This window comes from Yersinia aleksiciae (assembly GCF_001047675.1).
In the GTDB taxonomy this organism is placed as follows: Bacteria; Pseudomonadota; Gammaproteobacteria; order Enterobacterales; family Enterobacteriaceae; genus Yersinia; species Yersinia aleksiciae.
Map to the genome: position 1 here is coordinate 336,345 of NZ_CP011975.1, position 22,969 is coordinate 359,313.

Here is a 22,969-nt window from a genome sequence, read left to right on the forward strand (position 1 = left end):
TATGAGCATCTATACCAAAACCGGCGATGCAGGAACCACGGCCCTGTTCACCGGACAACGGGTGAAAAAGAGCCACCCACGGGTGGAAACCTACGGCACGCTGGATGAACTTAACGCCGCGCTGAGCCTGTGCGCCCGTGTGACGCAAGGCGAGGAGAACCGTCAGTTACTGGATGCCGTACAACATCAGCTGTTCTATTTCAGTGCTGAATTAGCCAGCGAAGGCATCGACACCCCGCCTGTCGGGCGCAAAAGCATCAGCGAGCACGATATTCAGGCGCTGGAGTTGGCAGTTGACCGCTGCATGGCGCAATTACCGCCAGTAAAAGGTTTTATTCTGCCCGGCGATACCGAAGCCGGTAGCCGTCTGCATTTTGCCCGCACCCTTGCGCGGCGCTGTGAACGGCGGCTGATAGAACTGGCTGAACAGGTGCCAGTGCGCTCGGTGCTGTTGCAGTATCTCAACCGCTTATCCGATTGCCTGTATGCACTGGCCCGCGATGAAGATCAGCGCCAACAGTTGCAGCAAACCGCGCAAACCGTGCTGGCCCGTTATCTGGCGGCCACCGAGGCGGCACATCCTGCCATCGCCGCGACAGTCACGCCGCTCACTCGCGCTGGGCTGGGATTTTCTGACGTCCATCAATTAGTTAAGTTGGCGGTTGAAGCCGCCATGACACTAAAAATCGCCGTAGTGGTGGCACTGACTGATCGCCACGGCAACCTGATCATGACCTACCGTATGCCCGATACCTTGCTGGTCAGCAGCGAACTGGCACCGAAAAAAGCCTGGACCGCTGTGGCCCTGAAAACCGCCACTCATCAACTCAGCAGTGCCGTACAACCGGGGGCTGACCTGTTCCAACTGGAAGCCAGCACGGGTGGCAAAGTGGTGAGTTTTGGTGGCGGCTACCCCCTGTGGCGTGATGGCCAGTTGGTGGGCGGCTTAGGCATCAGCGGCGGCAGCGTCGAACAAGATATGCACATAGCAGAAGCGGCCATATCGGCTTTACATCTGAGGAATGAATAATGAACACCAATGACCTTGAATCTCTCATTCGCACTATCCTCACCGAGCAACTGACGCCTGCGACTGCGTCTGCCTCCAGCGCCATTTTTGCCAGCGTGGATGAAGCAGTTAATGCCGCTCACAGCGCCTTTTTGCGCTATCAGCAAAGCCCAATGAAAACCCGCAGCGCCATTATCAGCGCCCTGCGTGAGCAGCTAAAACCGCAACTGGTGTCACTGTCTGAGCGTGGGGCCAGTGAGACTGGCATGGGTAATAAAGAAGATAAATTCCTGAAAAACAAGGCGGCGCTAGAGAACACCCCCGGCATCGAAGATCTCTCCACCACCGCCCTAACTGGCGACGGCGGCATGGTCTTGTTCGAGTATTCGCCCTTTGGCGTGATTGGTTCCGTCGCCCCCAGCACTAACCCCACTGAAACCATTATCAATAACAGCATCAGCATGTTGGCTGCTGGAAATGCAGTCTATTTCAGTCCGCACCCCGGTGCCAAAGCGGTCTCACTGGATCTTATCGCCCAAATCGAGGCGATCATTTTCAACAGTTGCGGCATCCGCAACTTGGTGGTGACGGTGCAAGAGCCGAGTTTCGAAGCCACCCAACAGATGATGGCCCACGATAAAATCGCTCTGTTGGCGATCACTGGCGGACCCGCCATTGTGGCGATGGGCATGAAAAGCGGCAAAAAAGTGATTGGTGCCGGCGCGGGTAACCCACCTTGTCTGGTGGATGAGACCGCTGAACTGGCGAAAGCCGCGCAAGATATCGTTTCCGGCGCATCCTTCGACTACAACTTGCCCTGCATCGCCGAGAAGAGCCTGATTGTGGTGGAGAGTGTCGCCGACCGCTTATTGCAGCAGATGCAGGCCTTCGATGCGCTGCTGATCAGCAATCCGCAAGATGTCGACAGCCTGCGCAAGGCTTGCCTAACACCCCAAGGCCACGCCAACAAAAATCTGGTGGGCAAAAGCCCGCTTGAACTGCTGAAAGCCGCTGGCCTCAGTTGTCCAGCCAAAGCCCCGCGCCTGCTGCTGGTGGAGGTGGCCGGTGATGATCCGCTGGTGACCACGGAACAACTGATGCCGCTGTTACCGGTAGTGCGGGTAAAGGATTTTGATGCGGCCCTGACACTGGCGCTGCAAGTGGAGGGTGGCCTGCATCACACCGCCACCATGCACTCACAAAATGTCTCACGCTTGAATCTGGCGGCCCGCCTGTTGCAGACCTCCATTTTTGTGAAAAACGGCCCCTCTTATGCGGGGATCGGGGTCGGTGGCGAGGGCTTTACCACCTTTACCATCGCCACCCCAACCGGTGAAGGCACCACCTCGGCCCGCACCTTTGCACGCCAACGCCGCTGTGTGCTGACTAACGGTTTCTCCATTCGCTGAGCGAGGACGTATGAAGACATTTTTCCTGCAAACGCGTATTTATAGCGGGGAAGGCAGCCTCAAGGTGCTGCAACGCTTCCATCAGCGCAAAATCTGGATTGTCTGCGACGGCTTTCTCGCCACCTCGCCGCTACTGGATCGCTTAAAAGCGGTGCTGGCGACGGATAACCAGATCAGCCTGTTCAGCGACATCACGCCGGACCCGAATATCAGCACTGTGGTTAAGGGCATTGAGCAGATGCAAGCCCTGCGCCCTGATGTGGTGATCGGTTTTGGTGGCGGTTCAGCACTGGATGCCGCCAAAGCTATTGTCTGGTTTAGCCGCCAGCAAGGGCTGGAGATCGAAACCTGTATCGCCATCCCCACCACCAGCGGCACCGGGTCGGAAGTCACTAGCGCTTGCGTGATCAGCGATCCGGAAAAGAGCATTAAATATCCGCTCTTTGACGATGAGATCTACCCAGATATCGCCATTCTGGATCCGGCACTGGTGGTCACGGTGCCGCCCGTTATCACCGCCAATACTGGATTGGACGTGCTGACTCATGCGCTGGAAGCCTATGTCTCGCCGCGCGCCAGTGATTTTACCGATGCGCTGGCAGAGAAAGCGGTGCAACTGGTGTTTCGCCATCTGCCAACCGCCTGCCAGAAGGGCGACTGCCTGATTACCCGAGGCAAGATGCATAACGCCTCGACACTGGCGGGCATGGCATTCAGTCAGGCGGGGTTGGGGATCAATCACGCCATTGCTCACCAATTGGGCGGCCAGTTCCATATCGCCCACGGGTTAGCCAATGCACTGCTGTTAGTCCCGGTGATTCGCTTTAATGCCGCTGACGTACGGGCGCGTAAACGCTATGCACGGCTGGCGAAAATATGCCATTTCAGCCCCGCCAATGGGGAAGATCGCGGCGCGGTGAATCAGCTAATTCATCAGATTGAGCAACTGAAACGCCAGTGCGGATTACCACAGCCGCTGGCGGCGATGAAAGTCAACGAACGCCAATTGCAGCAGCGCATTCCAGACATCATCACCGCCGCACTGGCGGACGTCACCCTGCGCACCAACCCGCGCTCGGCGGATGAAAAAGATATCCGTGGCATTGTCGAGGCGCTGTATGAGTGAGCTCTCGTTGCCCGTTGCGCCACGACTGAGCGCCCCCCTCGCCTGCGGTGAACTGGCGCAGTGTGACGCCGCCACTATTCAGCAGCGGGTGCGCGATGCCGGGGTGGTCGGTGCTGGCGGGGCCGGCTTCCCGACGGCGGTAAAACTGCAAGCGCAGGCTGAGATTTTTCTGGTCAATGCCGCTGAGTGTGAGCCGATGCTGAAAGTGGATCAGCAGTTGATGCCACGTCAGGCGGCACGACTGGTGCGCGGTGTGCTCTATGGCATGGTCGCCACTGGCGCACGCGAAGGCATCATTGCGCTCAAAGCCAAATATGTCGAGGCGATTGCGGCACTGACACCACTGCTACCACCACAGATTCGGCTGCATATCTTGCCCGACGTTTACCCCGCCGGTGATGAGGTGATCACTATCTGGCTGGCGACGGGTCGACGAGTACCGCCCGCCGCCCTGCCGGTCAGTATTGGCGTGGTGGTGAATAATGTGCAAACCCTGCTCAATGTCGCACGGGCAGTGGAACAGCAGTGGCCAGTCACCCGCCGTACCCTGACCGTCAATGGTGCCGTGGCACAACCGTTAACCTTGACCGTGCCGCTCGGCACCTCACTGCGGGAAGTGTTGGCACTGGCGGGGGGCGCGACCATCGACAATCCCGCTTATATCAATGGCGGGCCGATGATGGGCCATGCACTACACGACCTCGATCAGCCAGTGACCAAAACGACTGGCGGCCTGTTGGTGCTACCTGCCAATCACTTGCTGATCACCCGCCGCACGCGCAGTGATCAGGATGTGCTCGCCATCGCCCGCGCCGTCTGCGAGCAGTGCCGCATGTGTACCGAACTTTGCCCGCGCCACCTTATCGGCCATGAACTGCCGCCGCATCTGCTGGTGCGGGCGATTATCTATCAGCAGGTCGCCACGCCAGATATCTTGCTCAGTGCCCTCACCTGCTCCGAGTGTGGGCTGTGTGAAAGCTACGCTTGTCCGGTGGATATCTCGCCAATGCGCATCAATCGGCTGCTGAAAACCCAGTTGCGTGCGCAGGGGGCTCGCTATCAAGGGGAGCTGCGAGAGGCGGATCCGATGGCGAATTACCGCATGGTGCCGATAGCGCGGCTGATTGCGCGGCTGGATCTCACCGATTGGTATCAGCCCGCGCCGTTCAGCGAGCAGGAGTACCTGCCACAACAGGTGATTTTGCCTCTGCGCCAGCATATCGGTGCCGCCGCCGAAGTGGTGGTCAGTGTCGGTGAAGCGGTCAAGCACGGCCAACTGATCGGGCAGATCCCTAATAACGCCTTGGGTGCTCCCGTGCACGCCAGTATTTCGGGGGTCGTCACGGCTATCAATGCCAGCGCCATTACCCTTCGTCGCGGCATTTAACAGGAGTGAGCATGTCTCAAGCCATTGGAATTGTTGAGTTAAGCAGTATCGCCAAAGGGATGGAAGTTTGCGACCTAATGCTGAAAAGCGCCAACGTCAATCTGCTGGTCAGTAAGACCCTCTGCCCCGGTAAATATTTGCTGATGGTAGGCGGTGATATCGGGGCCGTCAGCCAATCAGTGCAGAATGGCGAAAAGCACAGCGGTCACTTATTGGTCGACAGCATCGTGCTACCCAATCTGCACCCGTCGGTGTTACCGGCAATCAGCGGTCTGAATACGGTGGAGAACCGTCAGGCCGCGGGCGTGGTGGAGACCTGGAGTGTGGCGGCTTGCATTACCGCCGCCGATCGCGCGGTGAAAGCCGCTAACGTCACCTTGGTGCGCATCCATATGGCCTTTGGTATTGGCGGCAAATGTTACCAAGTGCTCAGCGGCGATATTGCCGATGTGCAGACCGCCGTCGAGGTTGCCAGCCAGTGCGCCGGTGAGAAGGGATTATTGGTGTACAGCACCCTGATCCCCCGTCCCCATGAGGCGCTGTGGCGTCAGTTAGTTCAGGAGGCATGATGGAAAAGAGCAGCACCCCCGAGCGCGTGATTCAGGAATATGTTCCCGGTAAACAGATCACCCTCGCACATCTCATCGCCAATCCCAATAAGGCGCTCTACAAAAAACTGGGGCTGAATGATGTCAGCAGCGCCATCGGCATTCTGACCATCACCCCGAGCGAAGCCTCGATTATCGCCAGTGATATCGCCACCAAATCCGGCGCGGTGGAGATTGGTTTTATCGACCGGTTCACCGGTGCGGTGGTGTTTACCGGTGATGTGTCGGCGGTGGAATACGCGCTAAAACAGGTGATTCACACCTTGGGCGACATGATGAAATTCACCGCCTGCCCGATGACCCGGACCTGATGCCATGCAGCGCATCATGTTAATTGGCCCCAGTCAGTGCGGCAAAACCTCGCTGATTCAACGCTTGCAGGGCGAGACTCTTCATTACCAGAAAACCCAGTCGATTATCTGGCAGGACAATGCCATTGATACGCCGGGTGAGTATCTGGAAAACCGCTGCTTATACAGCGCGTTACTGGCGAGCGCTTGTGAGGCTGAGGTGGTGGGATTGGTGCAGAATGCCGATGCCTGCCAGAGCTGGTTTGCCCCGATGCTGGCGCAGGTGTTCAACAAACCGGTGATCGGCATTATCAGCAAAGCGGACACTGTCAGCCATCCCGATCAACTGAGCTGGGCGGCGGACTGCCTGAGGCAAGCGGGCGCACAACATATTTTTGTGACCTCGGCGCAAACCGGCGAGGGACTCACTGACCTTATAACTTATTTGAATCATTCTGGAGAGTCGTATGTCCGGTAAGATTATGGCGATAAACGCCGGCAGTTCTTCGCTGAAATTTCAGCTGTTTTCCATGCTCAATGGGCAGACTGGCCTGAGGGAAGAGCGGGTGCTGTGCCAAGGTTTAATCGAGCGCATCGGTATGGATGATGCGGTGTTTAACCTGCTGGCTGGCGATGTGAAATGGCGGGAAACGTTGCCGATCGCCGATTGCCGCCAAGGGGCCGAACATCTGCTGCGCGCACTGATTGAGCACAATATTATTGATTCACTGGATGAGATCAGCGGCGTCGGCCATCGTGTGGCCCACGGCGGTGAAGCATTTGCCGATTCGGTGCTGATAACCCCCGAGGTGCTGGATAAAATTGAGCAACTGGGCGTGCTCGCGCCGTTGCATAATCCGGTCAATGCTTTGGGCATCCGCGTGTTTCAGCATGCCCTACCCGATGCCAGCGCGGTGGCGGTGTTTGATACCGCATTCCACCAAACCCTGAGCCAGACCGCCTATCTCTACCCTTTGCCGTGGCGCTACTACCAGGAGCTGGGCATTCGCCGTTACGGCTTCCACGGCACCAGCCACAAATATGTCAGTGCAGTCTGCGCTGAGCGCATGGGGCGGCCACTGGCAGAGCTGCGCATCATCTCTTGCCACCTCGGCAACGGCTCTAGTTTATGTGCGATCGGCAATGGGCGCTCGGTCAATACCTCCATGGGCTTCACCCCACAGGCGGGGATCATGATGGGGACCCGCAGCGGCGATATTGACCCCTCGATCCTGCCATTTATTCAGCAGACCGAGGGCAAAAGCGCCGCCGAGATCAACCATCTGATCAACAACCAATCCGGCTTGCTGGGCGTTTCCGGCATCTCCCACGACTATCGTGATGTGGAACAGGCGGCCAGCGGCGGCGACACTCGCGCACAAGTGGCCCTTGAGCTGTTTGCCGAGCGCATCCGCGCAGTGATTGGCAGCTATATCGTGCAGCTAGGTGGGATAGATGCGCTGATCTTCACTGGCGGCATTGGCGAAAATGCCCGCAATGCCCGCCAGCAGATATGCCGGGATCTGGCGTTTCTCGGCATCGAGTTGGATGAGGATAAAAATCTAAAAAATCAGTTCTTTATTCAGAAGGATAAGGGGCCGGTACAGATTGCCATCGTCAATACCAATGAAGAATTAATGATTGCCCGTGATGTCATGCGCGTGGCACAACCGCTGCCGGTACAACCGGCCCTCGCCATACAGTGAGAAGCAAGATGAAGAGTGGAAAAGTTTGGCTGGTGGGTGCGGGGCCGGGGGATGCGACACTGATTACGGTAAAAGGATTACATGCCATTCGTCAGGCCGAAGCACTGGTGTATGACCGCCTCGTCTGCGCTGAACTGCTGGCGCAAGCCCCTGACGGCTGTGAAATGATCAATGTGGGCAAGAACCCCAATCACCACTTGGTGCCGCAGCCGGAAATCAATCAGATTTTGGTGGATTGCGCCCAGCGAGGATTGAATGTAGTGCGGCTTAAAGGCGGCGACCCCTATGTGTTTGGGCGCGGCGGAGAAGAAGCGGAAGCGCTGGCACTGGCGGAGATCCCGTTTGAAGTGGTGCCGGGGATCAGTTCCGCCATTGGTGGGCTGGCCTATGCCGGCATCCCAGTGACCCACCGTGATTATGCCTCCGGTTTTCATGTGATCACCGGCCATTTGCGTCAGGGTAATGAACCGCAGGATTGGGCCACCCTGGCGAAGCTGGAAGGTACGCTGGTTATCCTGATGGGGATGACGCAGCTGGTGACAATTTGCCAGCAGTTGATCGCCGGCGGCAAAGCGCCGACCACCCCTGCAGCAGTGGTGATGTATGCCAGCCACCAGCAACAGCAGGTTGCCAGTGGCACCTTGATCACCTTAGTCGATCAGGTCGCCGCGCAGGGTTTATCGGCCCCGGCCTTGATTGTGATTGGTGATGTGGTGCGGCTGCGGGAGATACTGGCATTCACGCCAGAAACGTTGTCGCTAAGCTCAATTCCCTCGCTTATGGTACTCTGAACACAAATTAAATTAGGGGCAGAGGGGTATAACGCAGCAATGAGCGAACATGGCGGTAATGTGCTGGAAATGGCATTGAAAATCGGCACAGATGCAGAAAATATCATTGATTTCAGTGCCAATATTAATCCGCTGGGGATGCCCAACTCCCTGAAAACCGCCATTGTTGCGCAGTTAGCCCGTGCTGAGCGCTACCCCGATGTTGAGTACCGCCAACTGCATGACGCACTGGCCCGCGCTCACCACTGCCGACCGGAAAACATTATGGCGGGTAATGGGGCCACCGAACTGATTTACGCGGTGGTGCAGTATCTGCGACCCCGTAGTGCGCTGCTGCTGACACCGGGTTTTGCTGAGTACCGCCGCGCGCTGCAACGGGTCGGCTGTCAAATTCATGACTATCCGATGAGCGAAGCGGATGGCTATCAGCCCGATGAGCGGTTACTGGAGCGGCTGGTACAACTGCGCCCTGACTGCCTGTTTCTGGCGACGCCGAACAACCCAACCGGCCTGATGCCCGATACCGCGCTGCTGCAAGCTATCGTGCAGTGCTGCCATCAACAGCAGATTGCACTGATTGTCGATGAAGCCTTTATCGATTTTCTGCCCGATGCGGCGGGGTTGATCCCGCAATTGGCGGATTTCCCACGCCTTTATGTGCTGCGTTCCCTAACCAAATTTTTCGCCATTCCGGGGTTACGTCTCGGCTATCTGCTTAGCGGCGATCAGGCGGCAATCTCACAAATGAAGCAGCAGCGCGAGCCTTGGACAATCAATGCGTTCGCTGCGTTGGCTGGTGAGATTATCCTCGATGACCAACCTTACATTCAGGCAACTCATCAATGGCTGGCACAACAGCAACCTTGGTTATATCAACAATTGTCTACCCTGCCCGCGTTGCAGGTCTGGCAAGGGGCGGCTAACTATATTTTCCTGCGCTGCCTGAAGCCGGAAATCGATCTGCAACAGGCGCTGTTACAGCATCATATTTTGATCCGCCACTGTGCCAACTACCCCGGTCTGACCCGCGACCACTACCGCGTGGCGATCAAAAGTGCCGCCGACAATCAGCGGCTGATCACCGCCTTGCAGCAGGTGTTCGGCCATGGCTGAAGCCCGTTGCCCGGCCTCCTGCGGCGAGTTAATTCAGGGCTGGATACTGGGAGGCGAGAAGCTGATCTCTTGTCCGGTAAACTGGTTCAGTACCGTCGCGGTGAGCGACGGCGTGCCGAGCGGCCATGAGCGGCCACGGATGCGCCAGATGCTGGCGGCGGTGCTGGCTTATTTCGGTCACCCTGCCGAGATGGCCCGTGGGCTGAATATTCGTTTTGATTCCACCATTCCGGTAGCAAAAGGGTTAGCCAGCAGCACCGCTGATATCGCCGCCACCGCACTGGCCACCGCTCGCCATTTGGGCGAAACGCTGGATGAAGCGGCCCTCGCGACATTGTGTGTCAGTCTGGAGCCCACCGACAGCACGCTATTCCAGCAATTAACGCTGTTTGATCATCAAACCGCCGCCACACAGATCTCTTATGATTGGCAGCCACAGTTGGATATTTTGTTGCTGGAAAGCCCGCAGATCCTGAATACCGAGGATTACCATCGCCGTGATCGCCAGCCCGCACTGCTGGCCAGTGCCGCCTCACTGGCGCGGGCATGGCAACTCTTTACCCAAGCCGCTGATCGCCGCGATTGTGCACTGCTCGGCCAAGCCACCACCCTTAGCGCGCAAGCCAGCCAGCGCTTGCTGGTCAAACCCGATTTTGCGGCGCTGATGACATTGGTGGAGGAGCTGGATCTCTACGGGCTGAATGTCGCCCACAGTGGCAGCGTGGTAGGGCTGCTACTCGACCGCCAACGCCATGATCTCGAAAAGCTTTACTGGCAGTTGCAGCAGTATCACATCACCCAAAACTACCCCACCCAACACCTGCTCACCATGGTGCCCGGTGGGGTGCGTTAAGCAAAGTCGCTAGCTATTCAGTCCCAAACGACGAGATATTAGCCAGAAATATCTGACGTATAATGTCCATGTAGTCACCCATGTTATTACCCTCCCGCCTGACACTTTTATGTAATTCTCACTGCCTTACCCGCCAAAATCATGACCTCAGTCACAAACAGGGAAAGCAGCCATTTTATCCATGTAAATAGCATTCAGGGATATGGGGAAAATAGCTATCGGGGTATTAGAGTCGAGCAACAGGAAATGTAGTGCAGATGTAAAATCTGATGCCTGTTAAATCTTCATTTTTTTAAAAACATAAATAAAACTCAAGTAATACAGAATCAAACTATTGCACCGATACCGATAACCTCAACCTACATTAGCTCCGGGAGCCTTATTAGATGAACAAATTGAGTGTAAAAACCTTACTGGCAGCCAGCCTGTTTAGCATGATGGCGTGCTCGGGTAGCGCACTGGCGCAAGAAGTCGAAGTGGTCAATATCTCGAAAATCGCAGGTATGCCGTGGTTTAACCGCATGGGTGAAGGTGTGGAGCGTGCCGGTAAAGATCTCGGCATCAAAGCCTATCAGGTCGGGCCATCCAGTACCGATGCCCCGCAACAAGTGAAAATCATCGAAGACTTAATTGCTAAGAAAGTCAGCGCCATCAGTATCGTGCCGAATGATGCCGATGTACTGGAGCCGGTATTCAAGAAAGCCCGTGATGCCGGAATTGTGGTGTTAACCAACGAATCCCCAGGGCAGCCAAGTGCTAACTGGGATATCGAAATCATCGATAACGCGAAATTTGCCGCCGATAACGTGGAAGAGATGGCGAAAGCCATGGGGGGTAAAGGTGGCTATGTGATCTATGTCGGTAGCCTGACGGTGCCACAACATAATCTGTGGGCCGATCTGTTTGTTAAATATCAGAAAGAGCACTATCCGGATATGTTCGAAGTGACCAGCCGTATGCCGGTCGCAGAGAGCATTGATGATTCACGCCGCACCACCCTCGATTTGATGAAAGCACACAATGACCTGAGAGGGATTGTGGCCTTCGGTTCACAAGGCCCCATCGGTGCGGGCCGTGCGGTGAAAGAGAAACGCGCGAAAGACAAAGTGCATGTGTTCGGCATGATGATCCCTTCTCAGGCGGCCTCGCTGGTTAAGAGCGGTGATATCGCCATGGGTGTGACTTATGACCCAGGTTCCGCCGGTTATGCACTGACGGCGGTCGCTGACAAAGTGTTGAAAGGCGAGAAGATCGAAACCGGTATGGACGTCCCTGGCGTGGGCAAAGCGGAAGTTGACCAGGCTAAGCATCTGATTCAGTTCCACAATGTACTGCGCGTCACCAAAGATAACGTCGATTCGCTGTATTGATTCATTGCGCTATGCAGAGCCAGGCGCATGTTTGGCTCTGCAACTAATGAAAAACCAGCCAATAAGCAAGGAGCCTGAAGGGTTTAACGCACCTAGGGGCACTCCGGCAGCTCACACCCGATTGGGTCCAGAGGAACTATGCAGCCATTTATTACCCTGGAAAACATCAGTAAAACCTTCTATGGCGTCAAGGCGCTGAATAAGGTGGCCATGACCCTGCTGCCGGGTGAGGTTCATTGCCTCGCAGGGCAGAACGGTTGTGGTAAATCAACACTGATCAAGATTATCTCCGGCGTCTACCAACCCGATTCTGATGCCGTGATCACCATTGATGGCAAAACCTACGCCACCCTGACACCGATCGAATCGGTCCGCTTAGGGATTCAGGTGATCTATCAGGATTTGTCATTATTCCCTAATCTGAGCGTGGCTGAGAATATCGCCATGAACCATTATCACCATCACCTATGGGTAGATAAGCGTCAGATGCGTGCCACCGCCGAGCGCGTGATCAGCAGCATTGATGCCCACCTTGATCTGGATGAATTGGTTGAGAATTTGCCCATTGCGCAGAAGCAGTTGGTCGCCATTTGCCGCGCACTGGCACAGGATGCTCGGCTGATTGTGATGGATGAACCCACCGCCTCCCTGACGCGACAAGAGGTTAATGGCTTGCTGCGGGTGGTGCATGAACTGAAATCACGCAATATCTGCGTGGTCTTTGTCAGCCACCGATTGAGTGAAGTGCTAGAAATTTCGGACCGCATCACGGTACTGAAAGATGGTGATTGGGTCGGCACCTATCCTGCCGTCGAAGTGGATAACCCGCGGTTGGCTTGGCTGATGACCGGCATGAAATTTGATTTTCAGGTGCTACCAGCTTATATCGCTGCCCGCCCACCGGTGCTAGCGGTGGAGGAGCTTTCCCGCAGCCACGAATATCACAATATCTCACTGACCCTGCATCCGGGCGAAATTGTCTCATTAGTTGGCTTACTGGGGTCTGGGCGAACCGAACTCTGCCTCAGCCTATTTGGTTTAACCACACCGGAGTCAGGCACCATCCGAATCAATGATAAACCGGTCTATTTTGCCAGTAACCGCGATGCCATTGCTGCCGGTATTGGTTATGTGTCGGAAGATAGAATGAGCACCGGACTGATTATGGCGCAATCCATTCGCGACAATATCAGCGCCACCGTTTTACATCGGCTGAAAAATGCTTTTCACCTAATGCGCACCGAACGGGTTGATACCTTGGTCGAAGATATGGTGAAACACCTGTCGATTAAAATCGGCAACAGTGACTTGCCGGTAAATACCTTATCCGGCGGTAATGCGCAGCGAATTGCCATTGCAAAATGGCTGGCAACTGATCCGCAAATACTGATCCTCGACTCGCCAACCGTCGGGGTCGATATCGCCAATAAAGCCGGTATTTATAATATTATCAATGCGCTGGCAGCGCGGGGGATTGCAGTCTTAATGGTTTGTGATGAGATTGATGAGGCTTACTTTAACAGCCACCGCATTTTAGTGATGCGGGCCGGGACACTGGTGCAAGAATTCTTACCTGGCAACTGCAGCGAAGCAGCCATTGCGGAGGTAGTAAATGGCTAATCCCCATGCGGTAAATAACTCTGTGTCCAATAAATCGAACCGCGGTCACACAGGCTTATTCAATAAAGAACATCTGAAGCGCCATGAAGTGATGTTGGCATTCACTATTTTGATTATTTCGACCTATCTTGCTTTCACCAGCCCAGATTTTCTGACCCTGGCCAATATTTACGATTTGATAAATAACTATGCCATGTTGACTATTTTGGCCTGTGGTCTGTTTATCGTGTTAATTTCTGGCGGTATTGATATTTCATTCCCTGCCATGACCATTATTTCGCAATATGTCATGGTGACATTAATTGTGAAGTTTGGCGGCAACTTCCCAATCGCCTTCGCGCTGGCAGGCGGTATTGGCCTGCTATTGGGGCTGGTTAATGCGCTGCTGGTTAATCGTCTGCGCGTGCCGTCTATCATCATCACCATTTCTACGCTGAATATATTCTATGGCTTACTGCTCTATCTCAGCCGTGGTGTTTGGCTCTATACCTATCCGGAATGGTTCGAACATGGGCCGATGCTGTTCTCCTTTACTGCTGCCGATGGCTATGAATATGGCCTCTCGCTGCCGATTCTGACACTACTGGCCACCATTATTGTCACGGCTCTGCTGATGACCCGCACCAGTATTGGCCGCCAAATCTATGCTTTGGGTGGTAATCAAGAAGCAGCGTCCCGCATGGGGTTCAGCATTCTCAAGCTGCAACTTTTTGTCTATGGCTACATGGGCTTTTTGTCTGGGATCGCTGGCGTGGTGCAGTCCTATACCGTGTTGACCGTCGCGCCTGATTCGCTGTTGGGTTATGAGTTAACGGTGCTGGCGGCGGTGGTGCTCGGGGGCACCAGTATTGTCGGTGGACGCGGCACCCTGACCGGCACGTTGCTGGGGGTGATTCTGCTGGCAATATTGCAAAATGGGTTGAATTTACTGGGAATTTCGTCGTACTGGCATACCGTGGTTATCGGGCTAGTGATTGTCATCAGCATCAGTGTGACGGCCTGGGGCCAACGTCATAAGGTAGGGATATAATCATGTCAAAATCAACGCAACGTGATCATACCGAACGCTGGCTGGTACTGCTGCTGGTGCTGGTCGGCGTGATATTCAGCCTACTGATCCCTCAGGTATTCTGGTCAGCGGCTAATTTCCAATCCATTGCCTCACAAATCCCTGTCGCTGGGGTATTAACGCTGGCAATGGCTATCACCATGTTAACCGGTGGCATCAATCTATCGATCATTGCTACCGCCAATGCCAGCGCGCTAGTTATGGCATGGGTCTGTACTCATCTGGAGCCAACATTCAGCTCAATGATGCTCATGCTGTTGGCCGGGGCTTCGGTGGCGTTGGTGGTGGGGCTGATTAATGGGGTGCTGATCTCGATTGTTCGAGTCTCCCCTATTCTGGCGACTCTGGGCATCATGACGCTGCTCAAAGGCGTGAATGTGCTGATCTCCAAAGGCTCGGCTATTTCGAACTTCCCAAACTATGTATTGGCACTGGATCGCAACAATTTTCTCGGTGTGCCATTGCCGCTTTATCTGTTCGTTGCGGTGGCGTTGGTTATCTGGTTGATTCTGGCTAAAACCCCGCTGGGCCGCCAAATTTATCTCTCCGGCTCTAATGAAAAAGCGACCTTTTTCTCTGGCATTAACACCCGGCGCACCTTGATTTGGGTCTATGTGATCTCTTCACTGTTGTGTGCTGTCGCCGCACTGTTGATGATGTCAAAACTGAACTCGGCCAAAGCCTCCTATGGTGAGTCACTGTTGCTGATCACGATATTGGCGACGGTGCTGGGTGGGGTCAATCCTGATGGTGGATTCGGCAAGATTTTCGGTATTGTGCTGGCGCTGTTCCTGCTGCAAATGCTGGAGAGCGGGCTGAACATCATGGGCGTCAGTAGTTATATCACTATGGCGCTGTGGGGTTCACTGCTGCTGGCCTTTATCTTTATTAAAGGGGTGAATATTCCCGCGTTCCGATTCTTGAGGTCAAACAAGCCGTTGAATTAAAAACTTTATAGCTCAAAAAAAGGCTGGCACTTGATGCCAGCCTTTTTGTTTATAGCCCCTAGGTGATGAGGCATTGTGCGTACGGTGAAAGTTACTTAACTTCGCCCATCGCTTTCAGTTTTTTCGACAGCTCGCGGCGCTCTTTAGATAGATCGGCGTTTTTGATGGTGTATTCATCAACACGATCTTCGTAAGCAGTACGCATATCAGCGATAATGGCCTGAATTTCTTCAATGCTCATACCTGGTTTGATGTAATCACTCAGGTTATCGAGCAACAGAACGCGTTTTTGGTTATCACGGATTTTCTTTTCGTTATCAATGATTTCACGCTGTAACTTGTTTTTGCGACGAAACATACGCACAAACTCCAAAACGTCCTGGAAAGTCGGCTTAATTGCATTATCCATTTTTACACCTTCACTTAAGTTTTACACAAATTCAATTGCTGGTGACCAAGCTACCTGCACCATACCGCTTTGCTGTAGCTGGTGACAAGATTCATTGGCTTATCTTACCTGCTTTACCCGCCAGACAGAAATTTCATCTGCCTTATCGCCACCCATGATCACCTGCGCAGAGTCATATTAATCAGATCATCTAATTCCTCAAGCTGTTTGGTCAACTCCAGACTTAACCAAACATAGCCATAAATCGGTGTTTCTATCTGTTGTTCTTGTGTCACTGCCAACATCAGTGATTTTAATTCGCTGGCAATCACACTCAAATCTGCCGCCACCTCCCGCTCACGCGCGGGTGATCCATCTCGCAGACTGTCACTCAACGTATTCAGAGTACGGATGGTCATCAACTGGGTGCTACGTAATCCTTTGGCATTGAGCATAATAAAATGGCTTTCACGCGACGACCAATAAGCATCCACCAGCAGCTCCAAGGTGCATATCAGATTGCGGCTCAGTGTTTGAATGGCCTCGAAAACGTCTTTATTGATATGGGACTCTTTGCTGGAGGGGGCAATCAGTGTACGCATTTTAACCGACTGACCCAGCGCGGTTTTCAACTTTGGCTCTAATCGCGGGCGCTCGACCACATTCGGCGACAGATAAGCGGCATATATCTGGCTAATGGCCCGCAAGTTATCGCTCATTTGCATACGCCAGTGGGTAAAAGCACGCTGCGGATAAACACTGGTAAAAATCAGTGCCAGTAGGGAGCCAAAAATCACATCGCCGCTGCGCCAGAGCGCGGTGTGCATATCCCCCGGCGCAGAGCCACAAACCACCGCCAGCGTAATCCCGATCAGCAGCGCCATATAAGGCCGCTTACCCAAGGTGAGATAGCCACACAGGAACATCACAATCCCGCACCAGACCAGCATCAAGGTGAGGGAGTAGGATTCAAGATAGAGAGCAATCAGGCCAGATATAGCACCAAAAACGGTGCCGCCAATACGTTGCAGCGCGCGGGATAGCACATTGCCCCAATAAGATATTGGCCCCATCACCACCACCAGCGTGATCAGTGGCCATGTCCCTTCGGGAACCGCCAGTAAACGAATAATCAGAAACGTTAGGATAAACGCCAGCGTAATACGCAAAGCGTGAGTGATGCGATAATGGCTGTAAATCAGGTTATCCAGTGGCGAGATTTTTTTATTCAGGCGCACAACATACCTACTTCCAATAAGATACCAAAATCTAAGTCTAGCTGAGTTATGACTGGCTGGCACGGGGTTAACCGTTACCAAAAGTAGCGGGTAGTGTGTTGCGTGGCGTGGCGTAAAAAGAGAGCCCCCACCATCGGTAACCTAGCGGGGAGATCAGTTTATTTAAAATCAACTGCCATTTGCTGCTGGATGGTCATGCCAAAGCTAGATTCTACGCAGCAGGCAATATAATCGGTGAAGCGTGGCGATGGGGGCATCCCCAAACTCAGTAGCCGTTCATTATTAAAACGCACATTGAGCATGGCAAAGGAGCCATATAAGCGCATGGCTTTCAACATTAACCGCTCATTGCAGGGGCCGAAAATACCTTTCAGTTGATTACGCATCTGTACCAACACGCCATATTCTACCTGGCGATAATCTGACCCCATTGGCGTCTGCCTCGCGGCCAATGACATGGCTCGATCAATTTCGGCAAAACTGACACTCTCTTTCTCCCCAGCAGAAATATGATAAATATTTTCGGGTAGGTTTGGATGCTGTAAAATAAGCAGCAAAGCGTCGGCACAATAATCGACCGGAATAACATCAATATAATCATCTAACGAGCACATAAATTTACGCAGCATTAATGCCATTCGGAATACCCAGAAGATGCTGCTCGATGGCTGGCACCCCAATCGGGTATGCCCAACGACAATCGATGGCCGGGCAAATACTAAGGGTAAATCTGGGCACTGCTCCGCCAGCAGTTGCTCAATAGCAGATTTCGATTTGGTGTATTCCACTAAATGCGCATCATCTTCCGCTAATAATACCTGCTCGCTAACGACAGTATCGGCATCAGGGGTACATGACATGGCGGTGCCAACGTGAACAAACCGCTGTAAACCAGCAACCTCGGCCATTCTTTTGCCAAAGGCCAGTGTCCCCTCAACATTCACTTTCCAGATTAAGGGATTATTACCGAATGAGGCTACAGCAGCACAATTAATAACATGGGTGACATCGTTGATGCGCGGATCATTAATAAAACTGTTTGGTTCAGCTAAATCACCTAACAAAATATGACGTGTCATGATTTTATTCAGCCGCCCGCCAGGCAGATAAAACTTTGCCAGATTTTCTCGAATACGGGTTAGCCCCTGTTCCGGTGTAGTGGCCCTAACTAATAATAAATAATTAAAATCTGAGTCTTCCAACAAGAGTTTTTCGAGCACTGCACCGCCCAAAAAACCGGTGGCACCGGTTAACAGAAGTGTTTTCACCATGAGTCCTAGCATGTCATTTAGTAGGCTAATTGTATTAATAGCTAAGTAAACGGCAGGTCAATATCAGTGAGATCGACACATTTCGATAGATACATAATTATTTCAAAATAAATCTGCCAACAATGAAAATTAGCGTCTCGCACCGCCTGAAATGCTATTCTACGCCCAACGTCATGGGTCGCTGAGTTCCCCCAGTTCAGAGGGGCGCTGGTTCAAACAGGCCAGTTATAAGGCATGACCACAGTGGATTAAGGGTTAAACCGCATAATGTCAGATAAAAATAAGCAACCAACATTTTACGTTCACGATTATGAAACCTTCGGTCAGCGGCCCGCATTAGACAGACCAGCGCAGTTCGCTGGCGTGCGTACCGATTTGGATTTTAATATTATCGAAGAACCACTGGTTATTTACTGTGCGCCAGCAGACGACTACTTGCCACAGCCAGAGGCGGTGATGATAACCGGCATCACGCCGCAACACGCCTTAGCCAATGGGGTCAATGAAGCTGAATTCGCCCGCCAGATCCATCAGGCATTCAATGTCCCCGGCACCTGCATTCTCGGTTACAACAATATTCGTTTCGATGATGAAGTCAGCCGCAATATCTTCTACCGCAACTTTTATGACCCCTATGCCTATAGCTGGCAAGGGGGCAACTCCCGCTGGGACTTGCTGGATGTGATGCGAGCTTGTTTCGCCCTGCGCCCAGAGGGCATTATCTGGCCGGAAAATGAAGATGGCCTGCCGAGCTTCAAACTGGAGCATCTGACCAAGGCCAACGGCGTCGAACATCTGCACGCCCATGATGCGATGTCGGATGTGCACGCCACCATCGCCATGGCGAAATTGGTGAAACAGGCGCAGCCGCGGCTGTTCGACTATCTATATCAGCACCGCAGTAAGCATAAAATTAATGCCCTGATTGATATCGCAGAGATGACACCGCTGGTTCATGTGTCCGGCATGTTCGGTGCCGCACGGGGCAACACCAGTTGGGTTGCGCCATTAGCATGGCATCCCGAGAATAAAAATGCGGTGATTATGTGCGATTTGGCCGGTGATATGTCGCCATTGCTGGAGCTGGATAGCGATACGCTGCGTGAACGCCTGTATACCCGCCGCGATAAACTCAATGCGCAAGATGCTGCAGTGCCGCTGAAACTGGTGCATATCAATAAATGCCCAGTGCTGGCTCCGGCTAAAACACTGCTGCCTGAGAATGCCGAACGGCTGGGAATCGACCGCCAACGCTGCCTACAAAACCTGCAACTGCTGCGACAAAACCCGCAAATTCGCGAAAAAGTGGTCGCGTTATTTGCCGAAGCCGAGCCATTTGCCGCGTCTGAAGATGTGGATGCGCAGTTGTATAACGGCTTTTTCAGTGATGCCGATCGCGCCACCATGAAGATCATTTTGCAAACTGAGCCACAAAATCTACCGGCACTGGATCTGACCTTCCAAGACCCGCGACTAGAGCCGCTGCTGTTCCGTTTCCGCGCCCGTAACTATCCCAACACGCTGACGGATAGTGAACAGAAACGCTGGCTGGAACATCGCCGTGAAGCACTCAATCCCGAGTTTGTACAAGATTACGTGCAGCAACTGGAGCAATTCTATAACCAGTATGAAGACGATAAAGAGAAGTTGGCGCTGTTGAAAGCACTGTTTGAGTATGCAAGAGGCTTAGTGAGCTAACCTCGGCAACTAAAGATTGTCCCATAAAAAACGGAGCCATCAGGCTCCGTTTTCGTCAGCAATCACGCAATCTCAAATCAGATTACTGTGCCAGCTCACCATTGAACTGTGGCAAAGCTTGGCGGAAAGCGCGGGTTTTCCAGATCATATAAAGCAGACCAATTGCCCCCCATACCAGCCCCAATGTCATTGAGCTGCTTTCCAGATTCATCCACAGTACACCCACTGTCCCTGCGCCAATCATCGGCAGGATCAAGTAGCTGAAATGCTCCCTGAACGTGCGGTTGCGGCGCTCACGGATATAGAACTGTGAAATCACGGACAGGTTAACGAAGGTAAAGGCCACCAGCGCACCAAAGTTAATCAATGCGGTTGCCGTCACCAAATCAAAGGAAATGGCAGACAACGCCACACCACCGACCAACAGTACGTTGATGGCGGGTGTGCGCCATTTCGGATGCACGTAACCAAATACTTTTTCTGGGAACACGCCGTCACGACCCATGACGTACAGCAGTCGTGAAACCCCTGCGTGGGCGGCCATACCGGATGCCAGCACCGTGACACAAGAGAAGCACAGAATCACTGACTGGAAGAACTTACCGGCCACAAACAGCATGATTTCCGGCTGTGACGCATCAGGATCGGTGAAGCGCGAGATATCCGGGAAATAGAGCTGCAAGAAGTAAGAGACGACAATAAAGATCACGCCGCCAATCAATGCAGTCAGGAAAATCGCTTTCGGGATCACTTTGCCAGCATTCGGTGTCTCTTCAGACAGCGAACTGATGCCGTCGAAGCCAAGGAATGAGAAGCAGAGTATCGTGGCCCCGGTTATCATCGGCACCAAATGGGCATTTTCAGAGTAGAACGGACGTGGGCTAACCAGCGTACCCGCTCCTTCACCTTGATAAACGCCATGAATCAGCAGGCCCATAAAGACCACCATGATGGCGACTTGAACCACCACAATGACTGAGTTCAGGTTTGCCACCACATTGATGCCACGCAGGTTAAACAGTGTCATCAGGGTGACCAGTGCGCCAACAAAAATCCACGATGGCACGCCGGGGAAAATCGCTTCAAGGTAAATTTTTGCCAACAGAATGTTAATCATCGGCATAAACAGGTAGTCCAGCAATGATGACCAACCCACCATAAAGCCAACATTCGGGCTAATGGATTTCTGGGCGTAGGTATAAGCCGAACCCGCAGACGGGAAGCGCTTAACCAGTTTGCCGTAGCTGATCGCGGTAAAGAGCACCGCAATCAACGCAATGGCGTAAGAGGTCGCGACATGACCATCGGTCAGGCCGGATACAATGCCAAACGTATCGAAGATGGTCATCGGCTGCAAATAGGCCAGCCCCATCATCACCACTTGGACCAACGTCAGTGTTTTTCTGAGCTGAACGCGGTTGTTAGTGCCAGTTTGATTGGTGCCGACTGCAACAGTAGCATTATGCGTCATGATTCAGCCTCCCCATACCTTTAACCCGATTTGCAAGTTTAGTGCAAAGGTCAGAGGTGACGGGGAAACTTCGTATCTGCCTGGGATACGCAAGTGGGGAAACCAGAGCGGTGTAACGGGTATTTTTCATACCTGCTGCACCATAATCGCTGCATGTGCAGCGCATACCGGTGGGCACCGGTGCCAATGAAAATAATTGCCCCATCTTTCTTTCCTCATAACGGCGATTTTCGTATGTGAATAATCGCTCGCGGACCTGTTTATCTATCCGGATCGTTGTCCGGCCTCTTGATTTGTGAAAACACGAATGCAAAAAAATAACCGACGCGTTTAAACGTCGGTTATTGCATGGGGCGTATTCTGCCCTAACTCGGGGGCAAAAAACAAGGTGTTAAACCCTTAGAAACAATATTCTTCTGGTGGATTGATCTAAACACCTATTCCCGCGCTGTGCGTACGTTGAGCGGCAATTTCCACCCGCTCAATTGCTGCCCATAGTTTGCCTGAATTTAGTGCAATCGGTAGGTAGTGGATTGACTCACTCGGCTTGAGAATTCGGCCAATCACACGCTCAATACCCTCGCGGTCATTAATATCAACATCCAGGGCAGCCAGATGCGTTGGCAGACCCAGCTTATTAAAAGCAATAATCAGCGATTGCAGTGCCTCGTCCTGCTGCAACAATGCAGTTTGGACCAATATCCCGTAAGCCACTTTGGTGCCATGCAGGAAGTGTTCTGTTTGTGGTAATAGCGTCAAGCCATTGTGTACCGCATGGGCCGCTGCGACGCGGGTATAGCGCTCACCCAGCCCACCGACCATGCCGCCACCCGCAATAATGGCATCGACGACATCCAGAAAATCTTGCGTCAATTCACCTTGCTTAACCGCTTGTAGCGCCGACTCACTCTGTTTGAGCAGCACATTGCGGATATCCAGCGCCGCCTGTAGCCCCAAGCGCACCGTCAGAGATAGGGTTTCCGGCTGCGGACTCAGCACCACGGCCTCATACCATTTCGCCAGCGTATCGCCGATACCCGCCAGCAGATACTCCACTGGGGCCTGCAAGATAATGCGCGGTTCGACCAACACCAAATGGTTAGCGTCTTTGAAAATCTCAAAATTCAGCGCCTGTCCGGCATCGTTATACCAAACTGACAGCGGCGTCCAAGCCGCGCACGTTGCCGCGATGGTCGGAATGGCAACCAGTGGCACACCTAATTTGCGCGCCACGACTTTTGCCGTATCCAATACCGCCCCGCCACCGATGCCAATCACCACCTGCCGGTCACTGCCTGCTTTTTGTACCAAATCGGCGACGGTAGCTTCACTGCAATGGGTTGAGAATGCGGCACGTACCGCATTTGTCCCGTGGAAAGCCTCAGGCAGATAATCACTGGCAGCCGCCAATGCACGCTCGCCATAAATCCACAGCGCATGATCCAGTGCCGTCTGAGGATAAAACTCACTCAGTTTGTCGATAGCGCCCGGAAAAGAGAAATAGTTAGCAGGCCCCACCTGCACTCGGATGGCATTGGTGCTCATGGCGCGTTCCTTTTAAATGACAATCTCAGCAATATTTTTCTCATCTTAAGGGCTACGCCC

The 22,969-nt window shown here is 53.3% G+C and carries 21 protein-coding genes; 16 read left to right on the forward strand and 5 right to left on the reverse strand.

The window, feature by feature from the left end; all coding sequences use genetic code 11:
- Window position 1: 1 nt before the first annotated feature.
- The 15 genes from ACZ76_RS01715 to ACZ76_RS01785 all read left to right on the forward strand — a co-directional run bounded on the left by ACZ76_RS01715 (window position 2) and on the right by ACZ76_RS01785 (window position 15,298).
- A complete protein-coding gene (locus ACZ76_RS01715; RefSeq protein ID WP_048616239.1) occupies window positions 2-1,030 on the forward strand; it encodes a cob(I)yrinic acid a,c-diamide adenosyltransferase in 1,029 nt (342 codons plus the stop codon).
- Complete coding sequence (locus ACZ76_RS01720; protein ID WP_048616241.1) at window positions 1,030-2,418, forward strand: aldehyde dehydrogenase family protein; 1,389 nt, start codon at window positions 1,030-1,032, stop codon at window positions 2,416-2,418. The genes ACZ76_RS01715 and ACZ76_RS01720 overlap by 1 nt, the downstream gene beginning before the upstream one ends.
- Window positions 2,419-2,428: 10 nt before the next feature.
- Window positions 2,429-3,544 carry a 1-propanol dehydrogenase PduQ gene (locus ACZ76_RS01725; protein WP_048616242.1) on the forward strand — a complete coding sequence of 372 codons (1,116 nt, stop codon included), beginning with the start codon at window positions 2,429-2,431 and terminating at the stop codon, window positions 3,542-3,544.
- On the forward strand, window positions 3,537-4,931 hold the full coding sequence (locus tag ACZ76_RS01730; RefSeq protein ID WP_048616245.1) for a 4Fe-4S dicluster domain-containing protein: 1,395 nt from the start codon (window positions 3,537-3,539) through the stop codon (window positions 4,929-4,931). The genes ACZ76_RS01725 and ACZ76_RS01730 overlap by 8 nt, the downstream gene beginning before the upstream one ends.
- Window positions 4,932-4,942: 11 nt before the next feature.
- Window positions 4,943-5,500 (forward strand): BMC domain-containing protein, encoded by a 558-nt coding sequence (locus ACZ76_RS01735; RefSeq protein WP_048616247.1) that lies wholly within the window; start codon window positions 4,943-4,945, stop codon window positions 5,498-5,500.
- Window positions 5,500-5,850, forward strand: coding sequence for a propanediol utilization microcompartment protein PduU (gene pduU, locus ACZ76_RS01740; protein ID WP_032813079.1), 351 nt, complete (start codon window positions 5,500-5,502; stop codon window positions 5,848-5,850). The genes ACZ76_RS01735 and pduU overlap by 1 nt, the downstream gene beginning before the upstream one ends.
- Before the next feature lie 4 nt (window positions 5,851-5,854).
- Complete coding sequence (locus ACZ76_RS01745) at window positions 5,855-6,307, forward strand: EutP/PduV family microcompartment system protein (protein ID WP_048616249.1); 453 nt, start codon at window positions 5,855-5,857, stop codon at window positions 6,305-6,307.
- Window positions 6,297-7,535: an acetate/propionate family kinase gene (locus tag ACZ76_RS01750; protein WP_048616251.1), complete on the forward strand. Its 1,239-nt coding sequence runs from the start codon at window positions 6,297-6,299 to the stop codon at window positions 7,533-7,535. Before ACZ76_RS01745 ends, ACZ76_RS01750 begins: the two co-directional genes overlap by 11 nt.
- Before the next feature lie 8 nt (window positions 7,536-7,543).
- The gene (cobA, locus tag ACZ76_RS01755; RefSeq protein ID WP_048616253.1) at window positions 7,544-8,326 is read left to right on the forward strand and encodes a uroporphyrinogen-III C-methyltransferase; all 783 of its coding nucleotides are present in this window, start codon (window positions 7,544-7,546) and stop codon (window positions 8,324-8,326) included.
- A gap of 39 nt (window positions 8,327-8,365) precedes the next feature.
- The gene (gene cobD / locus ACZ76_RS01760; RefSeq protein ID WP_048616255.1) at window positions 8,366-9,439 is read left to right on the forward strand and encodes a threonine-phosphate decarboxylase CobD; all 1,074 of its coding nucleotides are present in this window, start codon (window positions 8,366-8,368) and stop codon (window positions 9,437-9,439) included.
- Complete coding sequence (locus ACZ76_RS01765; RefSeq protein ID WP_048616257.1) at window positions 9,432-10,292, forward strand: GHMP family kinase ATP-binding protein; 861 nt, start codon at window positions 9,432-9,434, stop codon at window positions 10,290-10,292. The genes cobD and ACZ76_RS01765 overlap by 8 nt, the downstream gene beginning before the upstream one ends.
- Before the next feature lie 434 nt (window positions 10,293-10,726).
- Window positions 10,727-11,662 carry an autoinducer 2 ABC transporter substrate-binding protein gene (locus ACZ76_RS01770; protein ID WP_235428215.1) on the forward strand — a complete coding sequence of 312 codons (936 nt, stop codon included), beginning with the start codon at window positions 10,727-10,729 and terminating at the stop codon, window positions 11,660-11,662.
- 138 nt (window positions 11,663-11,800) lie between these two features.
- Complete coding sequence (locus ACZ76_RS01775; protein ID WP_048616260.1) at window positions 11,801-13,282, forward strand: sugar ABC transporter ATP-binding protein; 1,482 nt, start codon at window positions 11,801-11,803, stop codon at window positions 13,280-13,282.
- A gap of 91 nt (window positions 13,283-13,373) precedes the next feature.
- Entirely contained in the window at window positions 13,374-14,312 is a 939-nt protein-coding gene (locus ACZ76_RS01780; RefSeq protein WP_048620150.1) for an ABC transporter permease, read from the forward strand.
- A 2-nt stretch (window positions 14,313-14,314) separates the two neighbouring features.
- Window positions 14,315-15,298: an ABC transporter permease gene (locus ACZ76_RS01785; RefSeq protein WP_048616262.1), complete on the forward strand. Its 984-nt coding sequence runs from the start codon at window positions 14,315-14,317 to the stop codon at window positions 15,296-15,298.
- A 91-nt stretch (window positions 15,299-15,389) separates the two neighbouring features.
- Here the strand turns inward: ACZ76_RS01785 and tmaR are convergent, their stop codons facing one another.
- The 3 genes from tmaR to ACZ76_RS01800 all read right to left on the reverse strand — a co-directional run bounded on the left by tmaR (window position 15,390) and on the right by ACZ76_RS01800 (window position 18,192).
- Entirely contained in the window at window positions 15,390-15,707 is a 318-nt protein-coding gene (tmaR, locus tag ACZ76_RS01790; RefSeq protein ID WP_048616264.1) for a PTS system regulator TmaR, read from the reverse strand.
- Window positions 15,708-15,865: 158 nt separating this feature from the next.
- On the reverse strand, window positions 15,866-16,924 hold the full coding sequence (locus ACZ76_RS01795; RefSeq protein WP_048616266.1) for an FUSC family protein: 1,059 nt from the start codon (window positions 16,922-16,924) through the stop codon (window positions 15,866-15,868).
- A gap of 158 nt (window positions 16,925-17,082) precedes the next feature.
- Window positions 17,083-18,192 carry an SDR family oxidoreductase gene (locus tag ACZ76_RS01800; protein WP_048620151.1) on the reverse strand — a complete coding sequence of 370 codons (1,110 nt, stop codon included), beginning with the start codon at window positions 18,190-18,192 and terminating at the stop codon, window positions 17,083-17,085.
- Between the two features lie 270 nt (window positions 18,193-18,462).
- On the opposite strand from ACZ76_RS01800, the gene sbcB reads away from it, so the two are divergent.
- On the forward strand, window positions 18,463-19,893 hold the full coding sequence (sbcB, locus tag ACZ76_RS01805) for an exodeoxyribonuclease I (RefSeq protein WP_048616268.1): 1,431 nt from the start codon (window positions 18,463-18,465) through the stop codon (window positions 19,891-19,893).
- Window positions 19,894-19,975: 82 nt separating this feature from the next.
- Here sbcB and ACZ76_RS01810 read toward each other — a convergent pair whose 3' ends face one another.
- Complete coding sequence (locus tag ACZ76_RS01810) at window positions 19,976-21,364, reverse strand: APC family permease (protein ID WP_048616270.1); 1,389 nt, start codon at window positions 21,362-21,364, stop codon at window positions 19,976-19,978.
- A 429-nt stretch (window positions 21,365-21,793) separates the two neighbouring features.
- Window positions 21,794-22,909: an oxidoreductase gene (locus ACZ76_RS01815; RefSeq protein ID WP_048616272.1), complete on the reverse strand. Its 1,116-nt coding sequence runs from the start codon at window positions 22,907-22,909 to the stop codon at window positions 21,794-21,796.
- Between the last annotated feature and the right edge of the window lie 60 nt (window positions 22,910-22,969).